The sequence below is a fragment of the Pseudarthrobacter sp. PS3-L1 genome, assembly GCF_030063285.1.
Classification (GTDB): Bacteria; Actinomycetota; Actinomycetes; order Actinomycetales; family Micrococcaceae; genus Arthrobacter.
On sequence record NZ_JASISU010000003.1, the window covers coordinates 368,551 to 391,176 of the forward strand.

24 protein-coding genes are annotated in these 22,626 nt (G+C 63.2%); 6 read left to right on the forward strand and 18 right to left on the reverse strand.

Annotated features, from left to right (window positions below):
* Position 1: 1 nt before the first annotated feature.
* On the reverse strand, positions 2 to 1,534 hold the full coding sequence (gene lysS, locus QMG79_RS09590) for a lysine--tRNA ligase (protein ID WP_283538362.1): 1,533 nt from the start codon (positions 1,532 to 1,534) through the stop codon (positions 2 to 4).
* A 67-nt stretch (positions 1,535 to 1,601) separates the two neighbouring features.
* On the opposite strand from lysS, the gene QMG79_RS09595 reads away from it, so the two are divergent.
* From QMG79_RS09595 to QMG79_RS09605, 3 genes are all read left to right on the forward strand, one after another.
* A complete protein-coding gene (locus tag QMG79_RS09595; protein ID WP_283538363.1) occupies positions 1,602 to 2,528 on the forward strand; it encodes an alpha/beta fold hydrolase in 927 nt (308 codons plus the stop codon).
* A 9-nt stretch (positions 2,529 to 2,537) separates the two neighbouring features.
* Positions 2,538 to 3,407, forward strand: coding sequence for an alpha/beta fold hydrolase (locus QMG79_RS09600; RefSeq protein WP_283538364.1), 870 nt, complete (start codon positions 2,538 to 2,540; stop codon positions 3,405 to 3,407).
* 76 nt (positions 3,408 to 3,483) lie between these two features.
* Positions 3,484 to 4,317, forward strand: coding sequence for an alpha/beta fold hydrolase (locus QMG79_RS09605; protein WP_283538365.1), 834 nt, complete (start codon positions 3,484 to 3,486; stop codon positions 4,315 to 4,317).
* 29 nt (positions 4,318 to 4,346) lie between these two features.
* Here the strand turns inward: QMG79_RS09605 and QMG79_RS09610 are convergent, their stop codons facing one another.
* From QMG79_RS09610 to dacB, 15 genes are all read right to left on the reverse strand, one after another.
* Positions 4,347 to 5,912, reverse strand: a complete 1,566-nt coding sequence (locus QMG79_RS09610) for an MDR family MFS transporter (RefSeq protein WP_283538366.1) — start codon at positions 5,910 to 5,912, stop codon at positions 4,347 to 4,349.
* A gap of 122 nt (positions 5,913 to 6,034) precedes the next feature.
* The gene (gene panC / locus QMG79_RS09615; protein ID WP_283538367.1) at positions 6,035 to 6,931 is read right to left on the reverse strand and encodes a pantoate--beta-alanine ligase; all 897 of its coding nucleotides are present in this window, start codon (positions 6,929 to 6,931) and stop codon (positions 6,035 to 6,037) included.
* Positions 6,932 to 6,933: 2 nt separating this feature from the next.
* Positions 6,934 to 7,827 (reverse strand): Rossmann-like and DUF2520 domain-containing protein, encoded by an 894-nt coding sequence (locus tag QMG79_RS09620; protein ID WP_283538368.1) that lies wholly within the window; start codon positions 7,825 to 7,827, stop codon positions 6,934 to 6,936.
* Complete coding sequence (locus QMG79_RS09625) at positions 7,820 to 9,415, reverse strand: PH domain-containing protein (protein WP_283538369.1); 1,596 nt, start codon at positions 9,413 to 9,415, stop codon at positions 7,820 to 7,822. Before QMG79_RS09625 ends, QMG79_RS09620 begins: the two co-directional genes overlap by 8 nt.
* Positions 9,412 to 9,924, reverse strand: a complete 513-nt coding sequence (locus QMG79_RS09630) for a PH domain-containing protein (RefSeq protein WP_283538370.1) — start codon at positions 9,922 to 9,924, stop codon at positions 9,412 to 9,414. Before QMG79_RS09630 ends, QMG79_RS09625 begins: the two co-directional genes overlap by 4 nt.
* Positions 9,905 to 10,432, reverse strand: coding sequence for a DUF3180 domain-containing protein (locus QMG79_RS09635; RefSeq protein WP_283538371.1), 528 nt, complete (start codon positions 10,430 to 10,432; stop codon positions 9,905 to 9,907). Before QMG79_RS09635 ends, QMG79_RS09630 begins: the two co-directional genes overlap by 20 nt.
* A 4-nt stretch (positions 10,433 to 10,436) precedes the next feature.
* Positions 10,437 to 10,976 (reverse strand): 2-amino-4-hydroxy-6-hydroxymethyldihydropteridine diphosphokinase, encoded by a 540-nt coding sequence (folK, locus tag QMG79_RS09640; protein ID WP_283538372.1) that lies wholly within the window; start codon positions 10,974 to 10,976, stop codon positions 10,437 to 10,439.
* Entirely contained in the window at positions 10,973 to 11,332 is a 360-nt protein-coding gene (gene folB, locus QMG79_RS09645; protein ID WP_283538373.1) for a dihydroneopterin aldolase, read from the reverse strand. The genes folK and folB overlap by 4 nt, the downstream gene beginning before the upstream one ends.
* A gap of 9 nt (positions 11,333 to 11,341) precedes the next feature.
* The gene (folP, locus tag QMG79_RS09650) at positions 11,342 to 12,262 is read right to left on the reverse strand and encodes a dihydropteroate synthase (RefSeq protein WP_283538374.1); all 921 of its coding nucleotides are present in this window, start codon (positions 12,260 to 12,262) and stop codon (positions 11,342 to 11,344) included.
* Positions 12,263 to 12,272: 10 nt separating this feature from the next.
* Positions 12,273 to 12,917 (reverse strand): GTP cyclohydrolase I FolE, encoded by a 645-nt coding sequence (gene folE, locus QMG79_RS09655; RefSeq protein WP_283538375.1) that lies wholly within the window; start codon positions 12,915 to 12,917, stop codon positions 12,273 to 12,275.
* A gap of 9 nt (positions 12,918 to 12,926) precedes the next feature.
* Positions 12,927 to 14,993, reverse strand: a complete 2,067-nt coding sequence (ftsH, locus tag QMG79_RS09660) for an ATP-dependent zinc metalloprotease FtsH (RefSeq protein WP_283538376.1) — start codon at positions 14,991 to 14,993, stop codon at positions 12,927 to 12,929.
* Between the two features lie 250 nt (positions 14,994 to 15,243).
* A complete protein-coding gene (gene hpt / locus QMG79_RS09665; protein ID WP_283538377.1) occupies positions 15,244 to 15,795 on the reverse strand; it encodes a hypoxanthine phosphoribosyltransferase in 552 nt (183 codons plus the stop codon).
* A gap of 32 nt (positions 15,796 to 15,827) precedes the next feature.
* On the reverse strand, positions 15,828 to 16,895 hold the full coding sequence (gene tilS, locus QMG79_RS09670) for a tRNA lysidine(34) synthetase TilS (protein WP_283538705.1): 1,068 nt from the start codon (positions 16,893 to 16,895) through the stop codon (positions 15,828 to 15,830).
* Positions 16,896 to 17,020: 125 nt separating this feature from the next.
* Positions 17,021 to 18,157, reverse strand: coding sequence for a zinc-dependent metalloprotease (locus tag QMG79_RS09675; RefSeq protein ID WP_502934725.1), 1,137 nt, complete (start codon positions 18,155 to 18,157; stop codon positions 17,021 to 17,023).
* A gap of 67 nt (positions 18,158 to 18,224) precedes the next feature.
* Positions 18,225 to 19,718, reverse strand: coding sequence for a D-alanyl-D-alanine carboxypeptidase/D-alanyl-D-alanine endopeptidase (gene dacB / locus QMG79_RS09680; RefSeq protein WP_283538379.1), 1,494 nt, complete (start codon positions 19,716 to 19,718; stop codon positions 18,225 to 18,227).
* A 161-nt stretch (positions 19,719 to 19,879) separates the two neighbouring features.
* On the opposite strand from dacB, the gene QMG79_RS09685 reads away from it, so the two are divergent.
* The gene (locus tag QMG79_RS09685) at positions 19,880 to 20,371 is read left to right on the forward strand and encodes an inorganic diphosphatase (protein WP_283538380.1); all 492 of its coding nucleotides are present in this window, start codon (positions 19,880 to 19,882) and stop codon (positions 20,369 to 20,371) included.
* Positions 20,372 to 20,451: 80 nt separating this feature from the next.
* Here the strand turns inward: QMG79_RS09685 and QMG79_RS09690 are convergent, their stop codons facing one another.
* Positions 20,452 to 20,844, reverse strand: coding sequence for a VOC family protein (locus QMG79_RS09690; RefSeq protein ID WP_283538381.1), 393 nt, complete (start codon positions 20,842 to 20,844; stop codon positions 20,452 to 20,454).
* A gap of 209 nt (positions 20,845 to 21,053) precedes the next feature.
* Here QMG79_RS09690 and QMG79_RS09695 point away from each other — a divergent pair, with 209 nt between their 5' ends.
* Complete coding sequence (locus QMG79_RS09695) at positions 21,054 to 21,821, forward strand: GVDTG sorting domain-containing protein (protein WP_283538382.1); 768 nt, start codon at positions 21,054 to 21,056, stop codon at positions 21,819 to 21,821.
* Positions 21,822 to 21,871: 50 nt separating this feature from the next.
* On the opposite strand, the gene QMG79_RS09700 is transcribed toward QMG79_RS09695, so the two are convergent.
* Positions 21,872 to 22,243, reverse strand: a complete 372-nt coding sequence (locus QMG79_RS09700) for a hypothetical protein (RefSeq protein ID WP_283537376.1) — start codon at positions 22,241 to 22,243, stop codon at positions 21,872 to 21,874.
* Between QMG79_RS09700 and QMG79_RS09705 the strand changes: the two genes are divergently transcribed.
* Complete coding sequence (locus QMG79_RS09705) at positions 22,155 to 22,523, forward strand: sortase domain-containing protein (protein ID WP_283537366.1); 369 nt, start codon at positions 22,155 to 22,157, stop codon at positions 22,521 to 22,523. The genes QMG79_RS09700 and QMG79_RS09705 overlap by 89 nt on opposite strands.
* Positions 22,524 to 22,626 lie beyond the last annotated feature (103 nt).

Sequence of the window (22,626 nt, forward strand, 5' to 3'; positions counted from 1 at the left end):
ATCAGTTAGCCTCTGGCTTCAGGAACGGAAAGAGGATGGTTTCCCTGATACCAGTCCCGGTGAAAAGCATCACCAGGCGGTCAATACCCAGGCCGATTCCGCCCATGGGTGGGGCTCCGTATTCAAGCGCCCGGAGAAAGTCCTCGTCAAGGGCCATGGCTTCATCGTCGCCAGCAGCGGCCTTGCGCGACTGGTCGGTCAGGCGTTCACGCTGGATGACCGGATCGATCAGTTCCGAGAATGCAGTGCCGCATTCCATTCCCCCGATGATCAGATCCCATGCCTCAATCAGGCGGTCATCTTCCCGGTGCGGACGTGCCAGCGGCTGGGCAGAGGGTGGGTAGTCGCAGACAAACGTCGGATGGAGCAGAGTAGGCTCCACAATCTCTCCGAAGAGTTCAACAACCAGCTTTTCCGCGTCCCATGCGGGATCAATCTTGACGCTGTGCTCCTGCGCCACTGCGCGGAGTTCCTCGGCGGTGGTGTCCGGGGTGATCTCCGTACCCACTGCGGCAGAGAGGCCCGGGTACACGGACAGCCACGCCCACTCGCCATCAAGGTTGATCTCGCCGGCCGCGGTGCTGATGGTGCGTCCGACGCCCGCCGCGTCCGCAGCGTCGAGAATCATTTCCTGCATACGCTCAGCCATCACAAACTGATCGGCCCAGGCCTCGTAGCTTTCCAGAGTGGTGAATTCTGGACTGTGGGTCGAATCGACACCTTCGTTGCGGAAGACGCGGCCCATGTCATACACCCTGTCGATTCCTCCCACCACGGCACGCTTGAGGTACAGCTCCGTGGCGATCCGCAGGGTCATCTTCTGGTCGAAGGCATTCATGTGTGTCTCGAACGGCCGGGCTGCGGCCCCACCGTGGACCAGCTGCAGCATAGGCGTTTCGACTTCCACGTAGTTGCGGCGGAAGAGCGTTTCGCGGATTGACCGAGTGATCGCGGCCCGGGTATAGACCATCTGGCGCGCCTCATCACGGACCATAAGGTCAACGTACCGCTGCCGGACGCGGGTTTCTTCACTCAGTTCCGCGTGCAGTACGGGAAGGGGGCGGAGCGCTTTTGACGCCATGGCCCAGGAATCGGCCATGACGGAAAGCTCACCGCGACGGGAGGCGATAACCTCTCCACTGATGAAGACATGGTCGCCAAGGTCAACCAGCGCTTTCCAGTTGGCGAGTCCTTCCTCACCAACATTGGCCAGGCTCAACATGGCCTGCAGGCGTGTGCCCGTACCGTCCGTGCCACCTTCCTGGAGCGTAGCGAAACACAGTTTGCCGGTGTTTCGGACGAAGACCACCCGGCCGGTGATCCCTACCGTGTCGCCGGTGGTCTGGTCCGCTTCCAGGTGCGAATACTTGGCCCTGATCTCGCCAAGGGAGTGTGTCCTCCCCACCCCCACAGGGTAGGCCTCGACGCCGCTCTCAATGAGTTTGGCGCGCTTTTGGGCCCGGATCCGCATCTGCTCGCTGGTGTCCGATGCTTCGAGGGCTGCGTTCTGGGCGGGAATGTTTTGGGAGCTCACAGTCCCCAAGTTTACGCGGAGATGCGGTGCTGGTTTTTCCCCCTCTTCACAGGCATAGACTCAGCCTGTGGAGACGTGGGCTGTAAGGGCGGACGACGGCGGAGGCACGCTTGAGGTGCACTCCTTCTACAGCCCTGCACGCGGAGTCGGTGGCCGGTCACCGTCGGAAAACGGAACCGACACAACGGGTGGCGCTGAGCGCCCAGGGGGATCTTCCGGTGTCGTACTGATCCACGGCACGCTGGTGACGGACGCACTGTACTATCCTTTTGCACGGAAACTGAGTCTGCTCCTTGGCCGTCCGGTGCACTGCTACAACAGGCGCGGCCGCGCGGGTTCGGCACCGCAGCCGGATGACTATTCACTCGCGACCGAGCTGGCCGACCTTGGCGCTGTCCTCCGTGCCACCGGCGCTACCGATCTGGTGGGCCACAGTTATGGCGGCTTTATCGCAATGCAGGCCGCCCGCACCTTCCCCATCCGACGAATGGTCACCTACGACGCGGCTGTCTCACTGTCAGGAAACCTGGCCCACCGCTGGCGTCCGGAACTTGAGGAATCCCTCACCGCAGGGCACCTGAACAGCGCGTGGGCCCACCTGGTGCAGGGCCTTGGCACAGCAGGGCCTATTTCACTGCTGCCCATGGGGGCACTACGGATGCTCAGCATTGCCTCAGCCCGGACGCCGCTGGGTGCGCAGATGCGGACATTGCTGCCGAGCGCGGTCCTGGAGATGCGGTCCGTTCTTGCAGCGGACGCAGAGGTCCACGACTTTGCCGGACTCACTACCCCCACGCTGATGCTCAGCGGAAGCTGGAGCCCAGCCTACTTCGCGGAGACCGGACGCCTCCTCGCTGGTGTTGCCCCGGCCGTGGATTTCGCCGAAGTGCCTGGGCAACTGCACGAGGGGCCAATCCGGCCCGGGAAGCGGCTGGCAGTGCGGATGGCGCGGTTCCTGGCACAGACCAGCGGGAAACCAGCCCTCCGCGACTAGGATGGGGCGGTGAAAGAACAGGTTCTGGCCACTGACGACGGCGGCCGGCTGGCCCTCTACACCTACGGTGCCGAAAATGCCCCCGGCACACGTCGCGTAGTCGTCATAGGCGGCGCCTTCTTGACGGCACTGATCTACCGGCCCTTCGCGATTGCCTTGGCTAAAGGCCTGGGCGAGGGCTGGGCCGTTGACGTCTATGACAGGCGCGGCCGCGGAGACTCCAGCGACCAGCCGGCGGACTACTCTATGGACACAGAAATTGCTGACCTGCGGCTGGTCATGGATACCACCGGGGCGCGTAACATCCTGGGCCACAGCCTGGGTGGCTCCGTGGCCCTCAACGCAGCACAGGCTTTTGCAGGGACTGCGCACCAGCCAGACACACTGGTTGTCTACGATGCTGCGGTGAACATTGACGGCTCCATGGACACCTCGTGGCTGCCAGGCTTCGAGAAGGATGTCAACGCAGGCCGGCCAGCCCACGCCATGGCAAAGCTCAGGAAAGGAATGCAGCCCAGCAGCACCCTCTCCAGGGTCCCTGAGCCCATCCTCGCTGGGCTGATGGCCATGGTTTCACGAACGAGGGTCAACCGTTTGCTGCGCACGCTCCTCCCCAGCGGCGTGGGTGAGCTCAAGGCTGCCTTCAAGGAAGTTGATGATGTGGCGACCTTTGCCGTCCTGCCGCGCCGCACGCACTTCATGGTCGGCGGGAAGAGTCCGGAGTATTACCAGGAAACGGCAAGAAGGCTCCACGCAGCGGTTCCAGGCAGCACATTTAAGGTCTCTCCTGAACAGTTCCATGGCTCCATCCCTGCCGCTGTATCAGAACTGGTCAGCGACATTTCCGCATTTTTCACGGCCACGACAAACGAAAACTGAGCCACCGGGTCCGCTTCATGTCCCACCAACAATTCTGGGGACTGCGGGACCGGCCCGGCTGGACTAGGCTTCAAAGATGACCACCGAGATGATCACCACCCCTGGCGGCGGGACCCTGGAGTTGTTCACCACCGGCGCCGAGCTCTCCGGATCGGGTTCCGGAATTGTCGTTGTCGCAGCCTCCATGGTGACTGCTGCCGACTACGCGAAGTTTGCACAGAAACTCAGTGCCGCCCTCGGACGGCCGGTGCACACGTTCAACCGTCGGGGGCGTGGCAAATCATCCCCCCAGCCTGAGAATTACACCCTGGACGTGGACATCCGTGACCTGGACGCCGTCATGTCGCACACCTCTAGTACCGACGTCTTCGGCCACAGTTTCGGAGGCGCGGTGGCCCTCCATGCAGCGCGGACCCTCCCGGTTGAGCGGCTGGCAGTCTACGATCCTGCCGTTTCGGTGAACCACAGCGTCACGGCGGACTGGACGGGTGAATACGAGCGCGCCACAGCCACCGGAGACGACGACCGTGCGTTGGCGGTGCTGACCAAGGGCCTGGAAACAAGCGTGCATTTCGCCCGCATGCCGCTTTCCATGCTCACCATCGCCAACAAGATCACGGCCGCAACCCCCATGGGCAAGCAGATGCGCGAGCTCATGCGGACCGGCGTCCGGGAAATCAAAGCCATCATCGCTGCGGATATGCCCGCCGAGCCCTTCCTGGAACTGCCGCTGGAAACACTCATCGTGGTGGGAGAAAAGAGCCCGGCCCACTTCGGGGTAGCCTGCGGGCAAATCCAGAATGTTCTCTCCGGGTCCAGCTATAGCATCCTGACCGGTTACGGCCATGATGGCGCAGTCAGGGCACCGGACAAACTCATCACCGAACTGAGTGAGTTTTACTCCGGCTGACCCCCGTTCACTCCCGGGACCCGCACGCCCTAGTGGATGGGAGCCCCGGCTACCGCTGACGTCTCGGTTTTGCGCATCATCGCGGCCAGCACGACGGCGGCCAGGGCTATGAGCGTTGCCGTCATGAAGGCGGCCCTCGTCCCCGCAACGAGTCCGGACGATGCCGAAACGACCGAGTAAATGGAGATCATGAGCGCTGTCCCCGCTGCTCCAGCAACTTGCTGGGTGGTGCTCATGATCGCGGACCCGTGCGAGTACAGGTCTGGCGTCAGCGGGTTGAGGCCGGTAGTGAAGGCCGGGGTGAAAAGCAGGGACAGGCCAATGCTGAGCGTGACGTGCAATCCGACGATCCAGCCCACGGACGTTGTCTCGCTGAGCATGGAGAACTGCCAGAGCGCCACCACCATCAGGATTGAACCCGAGAGGGTCAGCGGCAGCGGACCAACCTTGTCGAACAGGCGCCCCACAAAAGGACCCAGCAGACCCATTGCTAGGCCTCCGGGCAGCAGGACCAGCCCGGTCTCCAGCGATCCGAGGCCCAGTACCTGCTGCAGGTACAACGGCAGCAGGATCACGCTGCCAAAGAGTGCCATCATGGCCACGACCATGAGCAGCACCGAAACCGTGAACATCCGGAAGGCGAAAACCCGAAGGTCCAGCAGTGGTGAGCGTTTCGCACCCATGGAAGCTTTGGTGGCACGCGGCGCACCCGTGGCGGATGCATCGCCGCGCACCGGGGGCGTGGTTTGCTGCAGCTTCAGCTGACGCAGGACAAACACCACCAGGGCTGCGATACCTACCACCAGGGCAAGGATTGCCGTGGTGCTCGGGCCAGCGGAATCGCCACCGTGGCCGCCCCCGAGCTGGCTGAGACCATAGACCAGGCCACCGAAACCGGGGACCGTGAGAAGCACGGAAATGACATCGAGGCGGACCTTGCTGGTAGCCCCAATATTGGTGAGGTATTTGGCCCCAATGGCGAGCGCGGCCAATGCGACGGGAAGCACGAAGATGAAGATGAAACGCCAGGTGAAGTGTTCCAGGATGAACCCGGACACCGTGGGTCCCATGGCGGGGGCCACGGAAATGGCGATGCTTACATTGCCCATGACGGCGCCCCGACGCTGTACTGGAACAAGTGTCAGGATCGTGGTCATCAGCAGGGGCAGCATGATCGCTGTTCCACCGGCCTGCACAATCCTGGCGAACAGCAGGACCTCAAAACCCGGCGCCAGGGCCGCCAGGGCTGTGCCAACGCTAAACAGGCCCATCGCGAGCAGGAACACGGACCGCGTCGCCAGTCGCTGCAGGATGAACCCGGTGGTCGGAATCACCACCGCCATCGTCAACATGAACCCCGTGGACAGCCACTGCACGGTAGGTGCGTCCACCTGCAGGTCCACCATGAGGCGCTGCAGCGCTACGTTCATGATGGTTTCGTTGAGAATCACTACAAAGGTGGCCACCAGCAGCGTCGCTATGACAGTCACGGACGCACGGGACATCTTGTCATCGGAGGACGCCGGTCCAGCAGCTTTCGACAGCGACCCCGCATCGGTGTTGTTCGCGGCGTCTGGGGAAACGTCTGTAGACATGGGGAAACCCTTAAAGCTTGATGAGTGATGGCAGGGCGTTTTTGGTCCCGCTGCTGGCACAACACACGAAGGGGCTGGTCCATTCCCGGCGAGGAAAGCCAGCGAACATGCAGCCGGGAGCTTCAGCTGGAGAGCGGCACGTTGTCTATCAGGCGAACGGGGCCAACACGGCCTGCAATCAGTGCCAGTCCTCCGCCGCGAAAGGGAGCGTCCCGTTGATTTCCGGCAAGCGGCTTCAGGGTCAAGGGATCAACCACATCGAAGTAGTCCAGCTCAACCAGCGGCTCGGACTCGACCATGGCACGCGCAGATTCTAGGTCCAACAACTCATGCGCATCAGCCCGGGACTCCAGGAGCCGGAGGGCCCTGGAGAGGACAAGGGCCGCTGTCCGCTCCTCGCCTGAGAGGAAGCGGTTCCGGCTGGACAGCGCCAGTCCGTCAGCTGACCGCACGGTGGGAACTCCTACAATCTCCACCGGGAAGTTCAGGTCGGCTACCATCCGCCTGACCAACGCCAGTTGCTGGGCATCCTTCTGCCCAAAGTAGGCACGGTAGGCGGCCTGGCCCTGCCCTGGCAATCCATAGTGCAGGAGTTTGGCAACAACCGTGAGCGCCCCGTCGAAATGGCCCGGCCTTGAGGCGCCCTCCCAGGCATCGCCCAGTGGCCCGGACGTCACGCGGACCAGGGGCTCGCCGCCCGGATAGATTTCTTCAAGCTCCGGCACGAATGCGAGCTGGACGCCCTGTTCCGCCAAGAGCGCCAGGTCAGCGTCAAGTGTGCGGGGGTATCTGTCCAGATCCGCTGCCTCCCCGAACTGCAGTGGGTTCACAAAGATCGTGGCCACCACTAGGTCGTTCTCTTCCACGGCAGTCCTGGCGAGCGCGGCGTGGCCTTCGTGCAGCGCACCCATGGTTGGGACCAGTGCCTGCGAGGCTCCGCCTAGGGCCAACAGCCGGGCACTCTCGGCCCGGAGCTCAGCGGCAGTGGTGAGGACTTTGATGTTCCTGGATATGCCCATTGTCAGAGTCCTTCCGGGTCAAGTGCGCTGCGGACCGCCGCCGCCTGGTCAGCTTTTAGCAGTCCGCGGCTTTCCGCACGGCGGGCCGTGGCAGTTGCCATGGCCCTGTATGCAGCCAGGACGTCGCCGCTGGTACCGCCGTCGTAATCAAGAAGGGCCTCCGTGTGGGCAGCAACGGTGCCGGCATCCCCCCGGACCACGGGACCGGTCAGCGCGCCCTCGCCGGAAGCCAGTGCGTTCTCCAGGGTGGCGCGGAGCAGTGGTCCAAGCATCCTGGCCGGGGACTCGACCCCGACGGCGCGCAATAGCTCTGCAGACTGCGCGGCGATCGTGGCAAGGTGATTGGACCCATGTGCCAGCGCTGCGTGATACAGCGGCCTGTCACCCTCGGCAATAGCGACAGGCTCGGCACCCATCTCCACCACCAGGGCCTGCGCAATTGGCAACATCGCTGGGTCCGCGGTGACGCCAAAGGAACAGTCCGGCAGCCTGGTCAGGTCCAGGCTCATACCGGTGAATGTCATAGCCGGGTGCAGGGCAAGCGGGATTGCCCCAGCAGCTCTGATGCCACGCAGGATGCCGACACCGAACCGACCTGCGGTATGCGCTACAAGTTGGCCGGGCTGCCACGCGCCCAGCGCGGCCAGTCCATCCACCAGGGCTTCGAGTGAATCGTCCGGCACAGCCAGCAGCACCAGTTCGGAGCGCTCCACGATGTCCTGGATCTCCAGAATTGGAACACCGGGCAACAGGGTTTCTGCCCGCTCCCGGCTGGCATCCGAGACTGCGGACACCCCCACCACAGCATGTTCGGCTGCACGCAGGGCGGCACCAAGAACGGCTCCCACCCTGCCCGCTCCGATGATTCCGATTCCGAGCCTTCCGGGCCTAGACATGGCGCTGGTCTTCTTCCTGCAGGGGTGTGGACGTAGGGGCTGGCACGAGGCCGGTTTCCGGTAGCGGATCGGGCACCGAGGCCTGGCCATGGGCGGCGGTAAGCGCCTGTGCCTCCGCCTGGCTGATGGGGCTGCCGGGCCGGGCAACCACCTGCGCCAGCCACTGTTCGCTGGTCTGGCTGCGCCGCGCCTCCCGGGCCCGGGCAGATTGTTCGGTAAACAGCATCTGCGCAACCCTCACATCCGCCTGGTACAGGCGTGCAGAAACGGGACCTGGCGTGGTGTGCAACACCAGGTCGAGGACGCCGAACCGGCGGGCAAGCGGTCCCTGCTGTAGCGCCATGGACTGGGTTCGCTGATGCGGAACAACGGCCAGGGAGCGCCACCAGCGGCCTGAGCGTAGCAGCAGCGCCGTGGTGGTCACAGCATAGGCATTTCGCCGCCACCCCAGGGGGCTGATGGGACGGACCCTGCGCGGTGAGGTGACAAAACCGCCGTCGGAGTCCATGCCGTTGATCCCGGCAGCAAAGACATCCACCGGGTTGTCCGTTCCCGGGTCGGGCAGCACCAGCGCCATCATGCTCAGGACGTCATCGAAGGTGCCCACGGGCAGGAGGAGCGTCCGGGAGCTTGTGGCATTGGCATCCGCGGCATTTCCATAACCGGCCACGTTGATGTGCATGCGATACCAGCCGAAAATGCGCCACAGGGGCGCCTGGTGAATTCGGACGGCCTGGACCCTTCCGGGTGGAACCGTCTGGGCCTGCGTGTCGAGCAGCCCGTAGCGCAGCCTGATCCCATCTGGGGAAATGGCAGCGGTGAAGTTGTATCCCTTGTTGAAGGAGCCCCAAAAAGAGGCGGCAAGTCCCAGTGCGGCCGGGAAAAGATAAACATAAAAACTGAGGTTCTCCGTCAGGGAGGACAGGACAACGGCCCCCACAGCGCCCAAGAGGATGCCCACCGTCTGTTCGCTCAGCAGGAGGGATCCCAGCAACCGGCCCGGCCGGATACGGAGAATGTGATGCTCTGGCGCTTCTGGGACAGTGTCTTCGGGCATCCCGGGATCCGGAACAATGCCGGCGGCCCGGGCCAGGATGGTGGCGCGGAGCTTCTGCGCATCGGCCTTCTTCAGGTATGCGAGATGTACTGCGGATTCACCGGAATCCGCTACCTCGAACTTGAGTTCCGCGAGGCCAAAAATTCTGGCCACCAGCGGTTGGAGGACGTCGATGGCCTGGACCCGGTCCAACCGCGCCTGCCTCTGCTGCCGGGAGAAAATTCCGCTGGCTACGCGGACGTATCCGTCGGCAACCTGATAGCGCGTGAAATACCAGCTCAGCACAAAACCCAGCACCGCCAGGAACAGGATTCCGCCACCAATGATCAGGAGCCAGGGCGCACGCTGCGCCATTTCATCGTCAAGGACGGCGCGGCCCTGGAGCAGGCGCTCGAAAAAATCCCGTCCAACGAAGAAGGCAATGGCTACCAGCGCCACCCAACCCCGGACAAATGGCGACGCCGGGTGGACACGCAACCAGCCGCCGTCGGACGCCGTGAGCTTCACGCCATCCGGTGACGGAGCCGTCACAGCCCGGCCAACCGTGCTTCGCCGCGGGCGGAGAGCTGTTCGCGGAGCCTGGCGCCCTCATCGGCGGGCAGGCCCGGGATGGTGGCATTGGTCCCGGCAGAGGCGGTATGAAGTTTCAGGGTGCACAGCCCCAGGGATCGCTCGAAGGGCCCGGCTGCAATATCCACGTACTGCATCCTGCCGTAGGGAACCACCAGCGTTCGCTGGAAAATGATTCCGCGGCGCACCAGGAGATCATCGTCGCGTTCGGCGTAGCCCAGGGCCCGCACCTGACGCGGAATGAGCAGAAGTTCCCACAGTTCCAGGAGAAGAACCACTGCAGGGACGCCAATGGCCAGCCACAGCGGCGGCCAGCTCCACCAGCCGAGGAGCACAAAGACCAGCGGCAGGGACAATACCAGGACCGTGATGGCCGCTGTGATTCCCCATGTGATCAGCCGCAGCCTCAGATACTTTGATGAGACCCGCTGCCACGTGAGATCTGGTGGATCAATCGCCTCGGTACGCATACTCGCCTTCCCCCTCGGTTTCGCCGCGGTTCCTGCGCACACCGTTTCCGGGTGCAGAGTCTCCATCATCCGGCGGAATCTTGCAGAACCACTCAACCACAAGGCCCACCACCAGCATCACCAGGCCACCCGCTGCAACCCCAACGGCCTGCCAGGTAAGGCCCTGCGAGGTGCTGAATCCCCACGTGCTGAACTGGTCCAGGAAGATGCCCACATGCCAGCCAAGCAGCACTGTCCCGGCGTAAGCGCAGGCCTGCGCCAGGATCAGGGTCCTCGCGGCAAGGATCGGATCAAGGAAGGTCTTCTTTTTGGTGCTATTGCGCCACCGGAACACCCGAAGGCCAAGCACCAGCGTCAACACAACGATGACCAGCATGCTGATCAGCGCAGCTGCAGGGAGCAGGGGCGTCGACCAGCTATAGCGACTGGCCAGGACAGTTCCAGCCCAGCCCAGGAGCGCGAGGACTGCCCCGAGGAAAACGAGGCGGAGCGGATTGATGGGTTTCATGGCGTCAGTCCGCTGCTCCCTGGCGGGGGAGCTCCTGGGATTCGCTGAAACCGTCAAAGAGGGAAAGATCCGGGTAATCGTTGGCCCGGACCGCCAGGTCTGCCACGGATTCCCCGGACAGGAGAGCTGAAGGTTCGATCAGTGACCACGGGTAGAGCACAAAAGCGCGCACCGATGCGCGCGGATGGGGAATGACCAGGTTGGGGTCGTCACTGACAAAATCGCCGAAGGTGATGATATCCACGTCCAGGGTCCGGGGTCCCCACCGCACCTCGCGGACCCTGTGGTAGCTGTTTTCCACGCCTTGGCAGTGCCACAGGAGTTCCAGAGGCTCCAGTGAGGTTTCAAGGGTGATCACCATGTTGAGGAAATCTGGCTGCCCGGCCGGGCCACCCACGGCTTTCGTCTGCACCACCGGAGAAACAGCAAGGAGCCGCACCTCCGGCGGATCCACCAGCCCAGCAACGGCTCCGCTAAGGGTGTCATGGCGCGCACCAAGATTACTGCCAAGGGCTATGACGGCTTTGGTATAGCTGGGCATCATGACCGGCTCCGGGAAACACTCACGGCAACGTCGCCAAAGGGAACGGCAATGGGGGCCTGCGGTTTGTGGACTGTGACATCCACGGCGTCCACGTGAAATTCAGCCAAGAGGGTCTCGGCGATACCCACCGCCAACTTCTCGATAAGATTCACCGGCTCGCCCTCGATGAGCCCCGTGATCCGCTGCGCCACTTCACCGTAGTGGGCCGTCCGCAGGACATCATCGGTTTCCGCTGCCGCCGTGAAATCCAGGTACAGAACCGTATCAACCACAAACTTCTGTCCCTCCCGGCGCTCAAAATCGAAAACGCCATGATATCCGACGGCGGTGACTCCGGTGAGGGTGATCCTGTCCACGCTACCGTCCTACCGTCCGGGGTGCGGAGCTTTGATCTGCATGGCGACCTTGACGGCGTCGAGGCTCGGTCCGACATCGTGGACCCGGACAGCCCAGGCGCCACGGGCTGCGCTGATGGCAGTGATGGCCACCGTCGCGTGATCGCGTTCCTCAGGAGCTGCAGCCTTTCCCGAAACGCTCAGCAGTGAGCCAAGGAAGCGCTTGCGCGACGCCGCGACCAGGACTCGGTGGCCCATCTCCTGCAGGACATCGAGGCCGGACAGCAGCTCCCAGTTCTGGGCATCCTTCTTGGCAAAACCGATACCTGGGTCCACGATGATCTGCTCCGGGGCGACACCGGCGGCGTAGAGCTTTTCACGGACTTCAGTCAGTTCGGCCACAACGTCCGTCACGACATCCGTGTAGTCAGTCTTGGTATTCATGGTCCGCGCATCACCACGGCGGTGTGTCAGCACGTACGGCACCCCCCGGGTTGCAACGAGTTCGGGCATTCCCGGTTCAATGGTGAGACCGGCAACGTCATTGATGATGCTGGCCCCTGCATCCAGGGCAGCCGCAGCTGTGGATACGTGCGTTGTGTCGATGCTGACCAGCGCCCCGGCCTTCACCAAGGCCTGGATCACCGGAAGCACACGCCGCTGTTCTTCCTCTGGGCTAACTTCCTCAGCACCTGGCCGGGTAGATTCTCCGCCTACGTCGATGATGTCGGCGCCGGCGTAGTGCATCCGCAGTCCCGCGGCAATGGCCGTGTCCGGTGTGGGGTGCTTGCCGCCGTCACTGAAGGAATCGGGCGTGACGTTCAGGACGCCCATCACCAGCGTCCTGCCGGTGGGCAACTTGTCGAAGCTGGCTTTCGCCTGCGACGTGCGCAGGACGGGCATGGGACTGGTGGCCGGGCCGGTGCCGGGTGCTGCAGCGAGTGAATCCATAAAAAAGTCTTTACCTTCCGATGATGAGGCTCATGGCCTCTGCGCGGGTGGCGGGATCATGTAGCTGGCCGCGGACTGCGCTGGTGACGGTCTTGGCGCCGGGCTTGCGGACGCCGCGCATAGACATACACATGTGTTCGCATTCAATGACAACGATGGCCCCGCGGGGTTTGAGATGGCTGACCAGCGCGTCTGCGATCTGGGTGGTGAGTCGCTCCTGGACCTGTGGCCGGCGGGCAAAGATATCCACCAGGCGGGCCAGCTTGCTCAGGCCGGTGACCTTGCCCTCATGTGAGGGGATATATCCCACGTGGGCAACCCCATGGAAAGGGACCAGGTGGTGTTCACAGGTCGAATAGAACGGAATGTCCTTGACCAGCACCAATTCCTCATGGTCCAGGTCAAAAGTGGTGGACAGGACATCGGAGGGGTCCTGGTGGAGCCCGGCAAATACCTCCGCGTAAGCCTTGGCGACGCGCTTGGGAGTGTCCAGCAGACCACTGCGGTCCGGGTTTTCTCCAATGGCCAGCAGCATTTCTCGAACTGCTGCCTCAATTCGCGGCCGGTCTACTGTGTTGCCTGGTTGCCCGGCCGGGCCCCCGTCAGCCGGGAATGCTGCGGGGGCGTCGGCGTCGTCGTCGTCGAAATGATTCACAGAAGAAGTTTAGCCGGGCAGGCCGTCCGACGGTTTATCGGTGGCCCCGCCCTGGAACGGATCTGTGCCGGCGACACCCTGGGGGTGCGGAGGCTGCAGGTCCAGGGGTTCTTCCAGCCGGGCTTCCGTAGCCTCTTCCTGGGCTTCGCGCTCGGCACGCTCCCGGCGTGATTCTACGGGTCCGGCTTCCTGCACGGGGCGGGAATCCTTGGACAGCCAGATCTGGCGGAAGTCGCTCTTGCGAACGTCGGTGAAGATCTCCGCAATCTCTGCCTGGTTCAGGGTCTCGCGTTCGAGCAGTTCCACGGCGAGCTGGTCCAGCACGTCCCGGTTTTCAATCAGGATGGCGTAGGCCTCGTCGTGTGCCTGGTCGATCAGCCGGCGTACTTCCTCGTCAATGACAAACGCCACCTGGTCCGAGTAGCCACGATCACTCCCGCTATCCCGTCCCATGAACGGTTCGCCAGCGGCTTGGCCCAGCTTCACGGCACCCACCCGCTCGCTCATGCCGTACTCAGTCACCATCTTGCGGGCAATTGAGGTGGCTTTCTCGATGTCGTTGGAGGCGCCCGTGGAAGGGTCGTGGAAGACGATTTCCTCGGCTACGCGGCCGCCCATGGCGTACGCCATCTGGTCCAGAAGCTCGTTCCGGGTGACGGAGTACTTGTCGTTGTCCGGAACCACCATGGTGTAGCCCAGTGCGCGGCCGCGGGGCAGGATGGTGATCTTGGTGACTGGAGCGGAGTTGCGCAGCGCGCCGGCCACCAGTGCGTGACCACCTTCGTGGTACGCGGTGATCTTGCGCTCGTGCTCTTTCATGACCCTGCTGCGTTTCTGCGGGCCGGCCATCACGCGGTCAATGGCCTCATCCAGCGCACGGTCATCAACCAGGTTGGCGTTGGAGCGGGCGGTCAGCAGTGCCGCTTCGTTCAGGACGTTGGCAAGGTCTGCGCCCGTATATCCGGGGGTCTTCTTTGCGACCGCCTTGAGGTCAACGCCGGGCGCCATGGGCTTGCCCTTTGAGTGCACCTGAAGGATCTGTTCGCGGCCCACCAAGTCCGGTGCTTCCACGGCAATCTGGCGGTCGAACCGGCCCGGACGCAACAGGGCCGGGTCAAGGACGTCGGGACGGTTGGTTGCGGCGATGAGGATCACGTTGGTTTTGACGTCGAAACCATCCATTTCAACCAGGAGCTGGTTGAGGGTCTGTTCACGTTCGTCGTTGCCGCCACCAATACCTGCACCACGGTGGCGACCGACTGCGTCGATCTCATCCACGAAGATGATGGCTGGAGAGTTGGTCTTGGCCTGTTCGAACAGGTCCCTGACCCTGGAGGCGCCCACGCCAACAAACATTTCAACAAAGTCCGAACCGGAAATGGAGAAGAAGGGAACCCCTGCCTCACCTGCAACAGCCCGCGCCAAGAGGGTCTTGCCCGTACCTGGCGGTCCGTAGAGCAGCACGCCCTTGGGGATCTTTGCACCAACGGCCTGGAACTTGGCGGGCTCCTGCAGGAATTCCTTGATTTCCTGGAGTTCCTCGACTGCTTCGTCCGAGCCAGCAACGTCGGAGAAGGAAACCTGCGGCATGTCCTTGCTGACCATCTTGGCTTTGGACTTGCCGAACTGCATGATCTTGGAGCTGCCACCCTGGGCGCGTGTCATCAGGAACCAGAAAAGGCCACCGAGGAGGATCACCGGCAGCAGGATGGTCAGGAGGCTGCCAAACCAGTTGCTCTCGATCGGCTGGTCGGTGAAGCCATCGGCTGGCTTCGCATCCGTCACAGCCTTGACGACGTCGGCCCCGCGGTCATTGACGAAGAAGAACTGGACGCTCTTGCCCTTGTCCTGCCCGTCGAGGACCAGGCTGTCTTTCAGCGTCAGGTCAACACGGTTTTCGCCATCAAAAATCTTGGCCTGCTCCACCTTGCCACTGTCGGCGAGGAGCTCGAGGCCCTTGTCTGTATCGATCCGCGCAGATCCACCCGGGGACAGTGTTGTGAAGGCAACCAGAAGGATGCCGATCACAACGACGATCCAGATTCCTGGGCCCTTGAAGAAACTCTTAGCTTTCATCTGATCGGGGGTTTACCCCGTCCCTCCTGGTAGTGCGTGGTGCTGCACGGCGGATTTTCTACGCACGTGTGGTGCGGCGTCAGCCTCTAGCTATACACCGTTCGCAGTAGTTCACGCACAGTCAGGAGTTAAAGTTCCCTCTCGGCGTAGCGTTTCAGGTAACTCCCAGGCACCTCGCACCAGAGGTTAACAAACGACGGCGGCCCGAAGGCCGCCGTCGTTCACTGGAGCGTAGGGAAAACGGAAGTGCCTACTCGTAGACGTGCGGAGCCAAGGTTCCCACGAAGTCCAGGTTGCGGTACTTTTCCGCGTAATCCAGGCCGTAGCCCACAACAAATTCGTTCGGGATGTCGTAGCCGACGTATTTGACGTCGATCTCCACCTTGGCTGCTGTCGGCTTGCGGAAGGCGGTGCAGATCTCGACGGACGCGGTGCCACGGGATTCCAGGTTTGTCTTCAGCCAGGAGAGCGTCAGCCCGGAGTCAATAATGTCTTCGACAATGAGCACGTCCTTGCCCATCAGGTCCGTATCAAGGTCCTTCAGGATGCGGACCACTCCAGAGGACTGCGTGCCGGAGCCGTAGGAAGACACCGCCATCCAGTCCATCGAAACGTGGCTGTGCAGTGCGCGGGCCAGGTCAGCCATCACCATGACTGCGCCCTTGAGGACACCGACCATGAGAATGTCGCGTCCCTGGTAGTCCTTGTCGATCTGGGCAGCAAGCTCAGCGATCCGGTCCTGGATCTGCTCTTTTGAATAAAGAACATGCTTGAGGTCTGCATGGACGTCGGTTGAATCCACCAATAACTCCTGTGTAGATGCGGGGATGCGGACTAAAAATGGGGCGGTTTCTGAGGCCGGAATACAAGCTTCCCACAATGGGCAGCCGCACGGGGAACACGCGTGGCCTGCGAATCTCCGCTGCCCTCCTGCCTGGCAGCAAGTTCAGCGAGTGAAAGTCTGTACACGCTGACACCACCGGGCAGTTCAACCGGGCCCGCGGATCCCTGCCGCCGCAGCAGTGCCTCCGCAGCGATAAGGCGACGGTAACTGGGCTGCTGGCCTCCGACGTCGGCGGCTGCGAGGGCAATCACCCGGAACCGAATGGCGGGGGCCAGATCAACCAGGGCGGCTTCGGGAAGGCTGAGCATTCCGCCGTCGCGTTCAGCGAGAGTCGCGAACGTAGCTGTTGCGACACCATCCAGGTAATCGGAATCCTGCGCCAAAATCGCAGCCGTCCGTGCCAGGGACTCGGCAACACCGGGCCCCAGTTTCTCCTCAAGGTGCGGGAGGACTTCAACGCGGGTACGGGATCTCGCGAAGGCCGGATCCGAGTTGCTGGGATCCAGCCAAGGATCGAGCCCCTCCACGTCGCAGATCTCTTCCGTGTCCGATCGGCGCAGCCCCAGGAAGGGTCGCAGCAGAATTCCGCGGGCCTGCCGCATGCCCGCCAGGGATCGTGTTCCGGAGCCACGTGCCAAGCCCAGCAGCACCTGCTCCGCTTGGTCGTCAAGGGTGTGTCCGAGCAGGACGGCGGTTGACGCGGTGTCAACCGCCGCGGACGCGAGCGCTTCATGCCTGGCATCGCGTGCCGCTGCTTCGGGGCCCATGCCGGTTGCCACCACGTCCACGGGAACCACCAGGACAGGATCCAGTCCCATGTCCGTGAGCGTCCGGGCTGTCCGGTGCGCAACCGCTGCTGACCCTTCCTGAAGCTGATGATCAACCACGACGGCGCCCACTGTCAGCGGGTGCCCAGCGACGTTGCCGCGACGGGCGAAGTATGCCGCCACGGAGGCAAGTGCCAGCGAGTCCGGGCCTCCACTGCAGGCCACCAGGACACGCTGCGGATAGCCAGCCTGTTCGAGGGCACGCTCGAGATGCTTTCTTGCCGTTCCCACTACCGGCGCAAGCCGGCCCGGGGTCCGCCGCCCCTTCCTGACGACTGGCTGGACTCCTTCTTCGCCCTGCCCGTCGGGGCCGAAAACGCCGTCCCGCTTGGCGGTCTCAGCGTCGGACACGGCCCTCAAAGTCCCATCCGCTGCAGCCACAGTGAGGAATCATGGATTTCTTTTTCTGTGGGCAGGTGCTCCACGGATTCCCAGACCATGTTGAAACCGTCCATGCCAGCAACGTCGACCACTCCGCGGACAAAGCGGGCGCCGTCGGAGTACTGCCGCATTTTGGCATCCAGCCCCAGGACGCTGCGGATAAGTTTTTCCACGGCTCCACGATCCTTGCCGCGGGCATTAAAGCGCTGCCGAATGGTCCTTACCGAGGGAACGATCCGGGAGTCCACTGCGTCCATCACAACATTGGCGTGGCCTTCCAGGAGGCTCATGACAGCGGTGAGGTGGGAGATTGAGGCCTTCTCGTCCGGATTCTGCAGCAGGTCAAGGACCGCTCCCCGCCCAGGCACGTCCGACGCGCCAGTCCTGTCCCGCAGTGCCTTGGTGGCTGCGGTGGCCCTTTCCATCAGCGAATCCATATTGCCCAGCAACTGGCCGCTGAGTTTCTCGATCTCCTCGAGCATGTGGTGCCGGAGCCACGGTGCGGCGGCAAACTGGACGCGGTGTGTCTGTTCGTGCAGGCAGACCCAGAGCCGAAAATCGTCAGGGGTAACATTTAGGTCGCGTTCCACGGAGATGATGTTGGGAGCCACCAGCAACAAACGACCGCCAGCAGGGGCCGCGGAATCCTCCGCAAGCGCAGAAAATGGATCGTACTGGCCCAGGACCTTGCTGGACAGGAACGCCAGGACCGCGCCCAGCTGAGCCCCTGTAATGGCGCCGCTGAAACCAACCGTCGCCGAACTGATGCTGCCTTTCTGGCTCTCCACCATGGCCTGCATGGCGGGCTTGAGCATCACGGCAAAGCTCTGGGTGTTGGCTTTGGCCCAGGATGCCCGGTCAACAACGAGGACCTCTGAATCACGCAGGTCCCTTGCTGCTTCCAGGCCTGTGATGTCGTGGACGTAGGGAACCGACCTGTCGGCCATGAGCCGGATGCGTTCCACCGCTGCGCCGATCTCGCGGCCAGAAAGATCAGGACCCGCCGGCGCCAACCGGGCAGCCGTGGACGCGGCCAGGTCCCAGTTAATCAGCGCCTCCGCGGCAGAGGCGGATTCTGTGGTCGCTCCCTGAGATGAGTCCATAGTTCCCATCAGAACACATGCGCGGCGCCTCCCAGCCCGACGCCGGGTCTATTTCGCTGACCGGCGAACCCTCGACTTACTGGCAGCCGCACCCAGCCACGGCGGAGGCGGCCTGGTCCAGTGCCGCCTTGTTTGCCGGTGCCCCAGGTTCCAGGTTGTTTCCGATGAAGGAGAACACCAGCAGCCTGCCATCGGCGTCGACCACATAGCCGCTGAGCGCCAGCACAGTATTGAGCGTGCCGGTCTTCGCCCGCACCAGGCCCGCTCCGCTGGCAGATGCGCCGGAAAGGTACCTGCCATTGAGGGTTCCGGTCAGGCCAGCTACGGGGAATCCGGGCAGCGCGGCGCGGAGCCGCAGATCCGTGCCGCTCGTCATGGCCCGCACAACATCCGTGAGTTCTGCCGCCGGGATGGTGTTGTCCAGGGTGAGGCCCGAGACGTCGGCCAGCTGCACCCGGCCCGGCGCGATCCCCAATGACTCCAGTTCCTGCAGGACAACGTCCACTGCCCCTGCGCTGCTTGCGGCAAGCTCCTGGCTGTCCGCTGCCATTCGGCCAAGGACTTCCGCGAGGTAATTGTCAGAGGTCTCCAGCATCAACTGCACCTGCTCACCCACCGTGGCGGACTCGGCAGTGGCAAGCTCCGGCGCACCAGCCAGGGGAGCACCGGAATAGCGCCCGACGTCGGTACTGACAGTCAGCCCCTGGACAGCGCCTGCGCTGCCCAGGGCCGCAGCGAAAGCCTGGCCTGCGGTCAGCGCCGAGTCTTGCGGTCGGGGACCTGACGTACTGCCGGGATCGTACCGGGCCGAGTTCAGTGCCAGTGAGTAGACCGGGGCGATCTCGCCCACCGCAATGTCACCGTCTTCCCACGCCGGGCTGAGGTTGGGACCACTGAACAGCGAATCATCCACCGACACGGTGACGGAGCCCGCGTAGCCCGCGGCAACCAGGGACGCGACTGTATCTTCTGCCAGGGTTGCCAGTCCCACGTGGCCGAGCGTCAGTCCGGGCTGGGATGCACCAGCTGCGAGAAGCACGTCGCCCCCGCCTACCAGGACGACCGCACCGGCTGCAGGCCCCGACACCACCCGCGTCTGGAACTTTCGGTCCGGACCCATGGTCTGAAGAGCTGCAACAGCGGTCAGCAGTTTGGTGTTCGATGCCGGGACCACGGCGCGCGTTCCGTCCCGGCTGTATAGGACCTCCCCGGTCAACGCGTCCTGGACTTCAGCGGTAAAGGACCCCCCGCCGTCGGCGTTCAGGAGCGGATCCAGTGTGGCCGCAAGTGCGGTTCCACTGGGCAATGGCGCGTCCGTCGCCAACGGTCCGGGAAGCAACAGGTTGCCAGGCGGTTCCTGCGACAGGCTGGTGGGCGCCTGCTGCCAGGGCGGAACTGACGGAGGCGCCGTCACGGCAGGACGCTCGGGCCCGGTCACAGCCGGCACGACGGCGGCTATCCCGGGAGCTGCCACCACTGCGGCGAGAAGCAGTGGCACCACAGCGCTCCCGCGGCGGAGGGCGGATCGCCGTCGGCCGGGTAGGGACGGTGGGCCCTGCGGTGACGCCACGGTGGTTCCTCACGTTTGAAATTTCCCGCAAGTTCCTGAAACCCGGGCCTGTCGCTATATCCTCATAGTAGTAGGCAGCCCGGGGGGGAATCCTCGGGGGCTGCGAAGACCTGACAGCTACTTCTGCACCCTTTACCAGTGCAGAATCCAAAGGAGCATCCATGAAGCACGATGTCACCATCGAGATCCCCCGTGGATCCCGCGTCAAGTACGAAGTCGACCACGAGACCGGGCGCGTTCGCCTGGACCGGGTTCTCTTCACCTCCATGCAGTACCCCACGCACTACGGATTCTTCGACAACACCTTGGGCGAAGATGGCGACCCTTTGGACGCACTGGTCCTGATGCAGGACTTCGACCTGCACCCCGGCGTCATCGTTGAGTCACGCCCCATTGGTGTGTTCAACATGACTGACGATGGCGGTGGCGACGCCAAGGTTCTCTGCGTGCCGGTCGACGCCCGTTTTGACCACATCCAGGAGATCACTGACGTGAGTGATTTCCTCATCAAGGAAATTGAGCACTTCTTCACCCGTTACAAGGACCTGGAGCCGGGCAAGTGGGTCAAGGCCGAAGGCTGGGGCGACCGCGCTGCCGCCGAGGCTGAACTCGAGGCGTCCATCAAGCGCTACGTGCCGGCCGCCGGACACTAGATTTCCTGCCGCCCACAAACGTGGGAGCAGGACGCCCAGGCTCACGTGAGTCTGGGCGTCCTGCGTTTAAGCCGAAGACGTCAGGACGCGGCGAAAAACTCTAGGGCAATTCCGTCTGGGTCCTTGAAGCTGAGCACTGTCCCATAACCCGCCTCCACGAGGCCGCTGTGCTCCACACCAAGATGCTCCAGATGAGCGGCCCATTCCCTGAGTTCAGCCACAGTGTCCACGGCGAATCCTACGTGGTCCAGCCCCGGGTTCAGGGCGTCGAAAGCGCTAGCGCCCTGACCGGCAGCATGCTGGGTCAGTCCCAGGCCAAGCCCAGCCCCGAGGTCAAACTTGCGCCGAACAAAGGGCCCGTCCGTCAGGGTCGCTGATGGCTCGGTGCCCCAGAGCGCAGAGTAGAAGGCAACGCTCCGCTCAACATCCGTTACGGTCAGGGCAAGGTGATCAATACTGGGCAACGATGGCACTGCGGCTCCCTTGTCTGGCTTGCATCGAAGAACCAGTATGCATGGCGCGCACAGGCAGCAACCTGTCCACAGGAAATCCAGTCCGGCCGCATCGAGAGGAAAATTTGTGGTTTAAATCACAGCACTGACCCATCCGCCCACCTCAGGGCTCCGAATCAGGGGTGTCACACCTTCAATCAATGCGTCACTCGCATGAGGAGTTTTTCCTAATGAACAAGACACTTCGCTTTTTGGCTGTTCCGACTTTGGCTCTTGGTGCCCTGGCGCTTTCGAGTGCTCCGGCGATGGCCCATGATGGGGATCATTCGTACCAGTCCACGTTGGGCCAGCTTAATGGGAGCACGGCTACGGGTACTGTCACTGTGGACGTCACCGGTACTACTGCCCATGCTGTCCTGAAGGTTTCCGGGTTGCCGGAGACATTCATGGATGCCCCGTACCCGCACGTGCAGCACATCCACGTGGGTGCTCAGGGTGTGTGCCCGGCGCCGTCGGCTGATACCAGTGGTGATGGGGTTATCTCCACGACCGAGGGCGCCCCGTTCTACGGTGCTATTGGCACGACGCTCTCAACCAGTGGTGATACCAGCCCTGCTGCCGGTCTTGACCTCACTGTCGCCGGTCAGGGTTCTTCCTACACGGTGGACCGGACCTTTGAGTTGAACGCTGAGACCGCGAAGTCCCTCCATGATGGCACTGCTGTTGTTGTTGTCCACGGCCTGGACCCGGCAACACTGAGCCCTGAGGCTGCTGCTGCACCCTCTGACCTGGTGCCTTCACTGCCGTTGGCAGCTACCTCACCGGCCCTGTGTGGAACTCTCGCTGCAGGGCAGATGGCCATGCCTGTCGGTGGCGCTGATACCGGTGTTGCCACAACGGCTACTGATAACACCGGGGCTATTGCCCTTGGTGGTGGCCTGGCACTGGTAGCTCTTGCTGGCGGGGCCTACATGATCCGTCGCCGGGCCGCAGCCTAAGCACCTGTCCCTGCCTGAATCGATCATCCCTTGATGACACGCTCGAACGGTTACCGCGGATGCCTCACAGCATCCGCGGTCGCCGCGATCATCGCCTTGACCGGGTGCGCGGGAACACCCGCTGCAGGCCCGGAACCCACCTCAGGGCCTACCTCCGCAACCACCACACCACCACCGGCACCTTCACCGTCAGGGCCGGCAGCGTCGGGGCCCGTGGCTGCCCCTACCCAGGAACCGGTCCCGGTACGGACCTCGCCGCCGGTCTCTTTGGAGATCGCTTCCGTTGGCCTTAGTACCGAGTTGTTATCCCTGGGCTTACGTGAGAACAAGTCCCTGGAGGTACCCTCAGCGACGGAAAACAACGTTCCCGCGAGTTGGTATAACGGCTCGCCGGTCCCTGGCTCACCAGGGCCAGCGGTCATGCTCGGACACGTGAACTCACCCGATGGTAGCGCTGGTGTCTTCGCCAGGCTCCGGGACCTCACCCCTGGAGAGCCCATCACCGTGAGGGCCGAAGACGGCTCGATCACCACGTTCACCGTCACCCGCGGCGCGGCCTACAGCAAAGAAGACTTCCCCACCCTGGAGGTCTACGGAAACACCCCCGGCCCGGAACTACGCCTGATCACCTGCGATGGCTACGACCCCGCCACGGGCCTCTTCGATGACAACTACGTCATCTACGCCCAACTCCAAACCTAACCACCACACCGCACTGCGGATGACCTGCATGGCAGGAGACCGGCACGGCAGGAGACCGGCACGGCAGGAGACCGGCACGGCTTATTGAGTATCAGGACAGGAA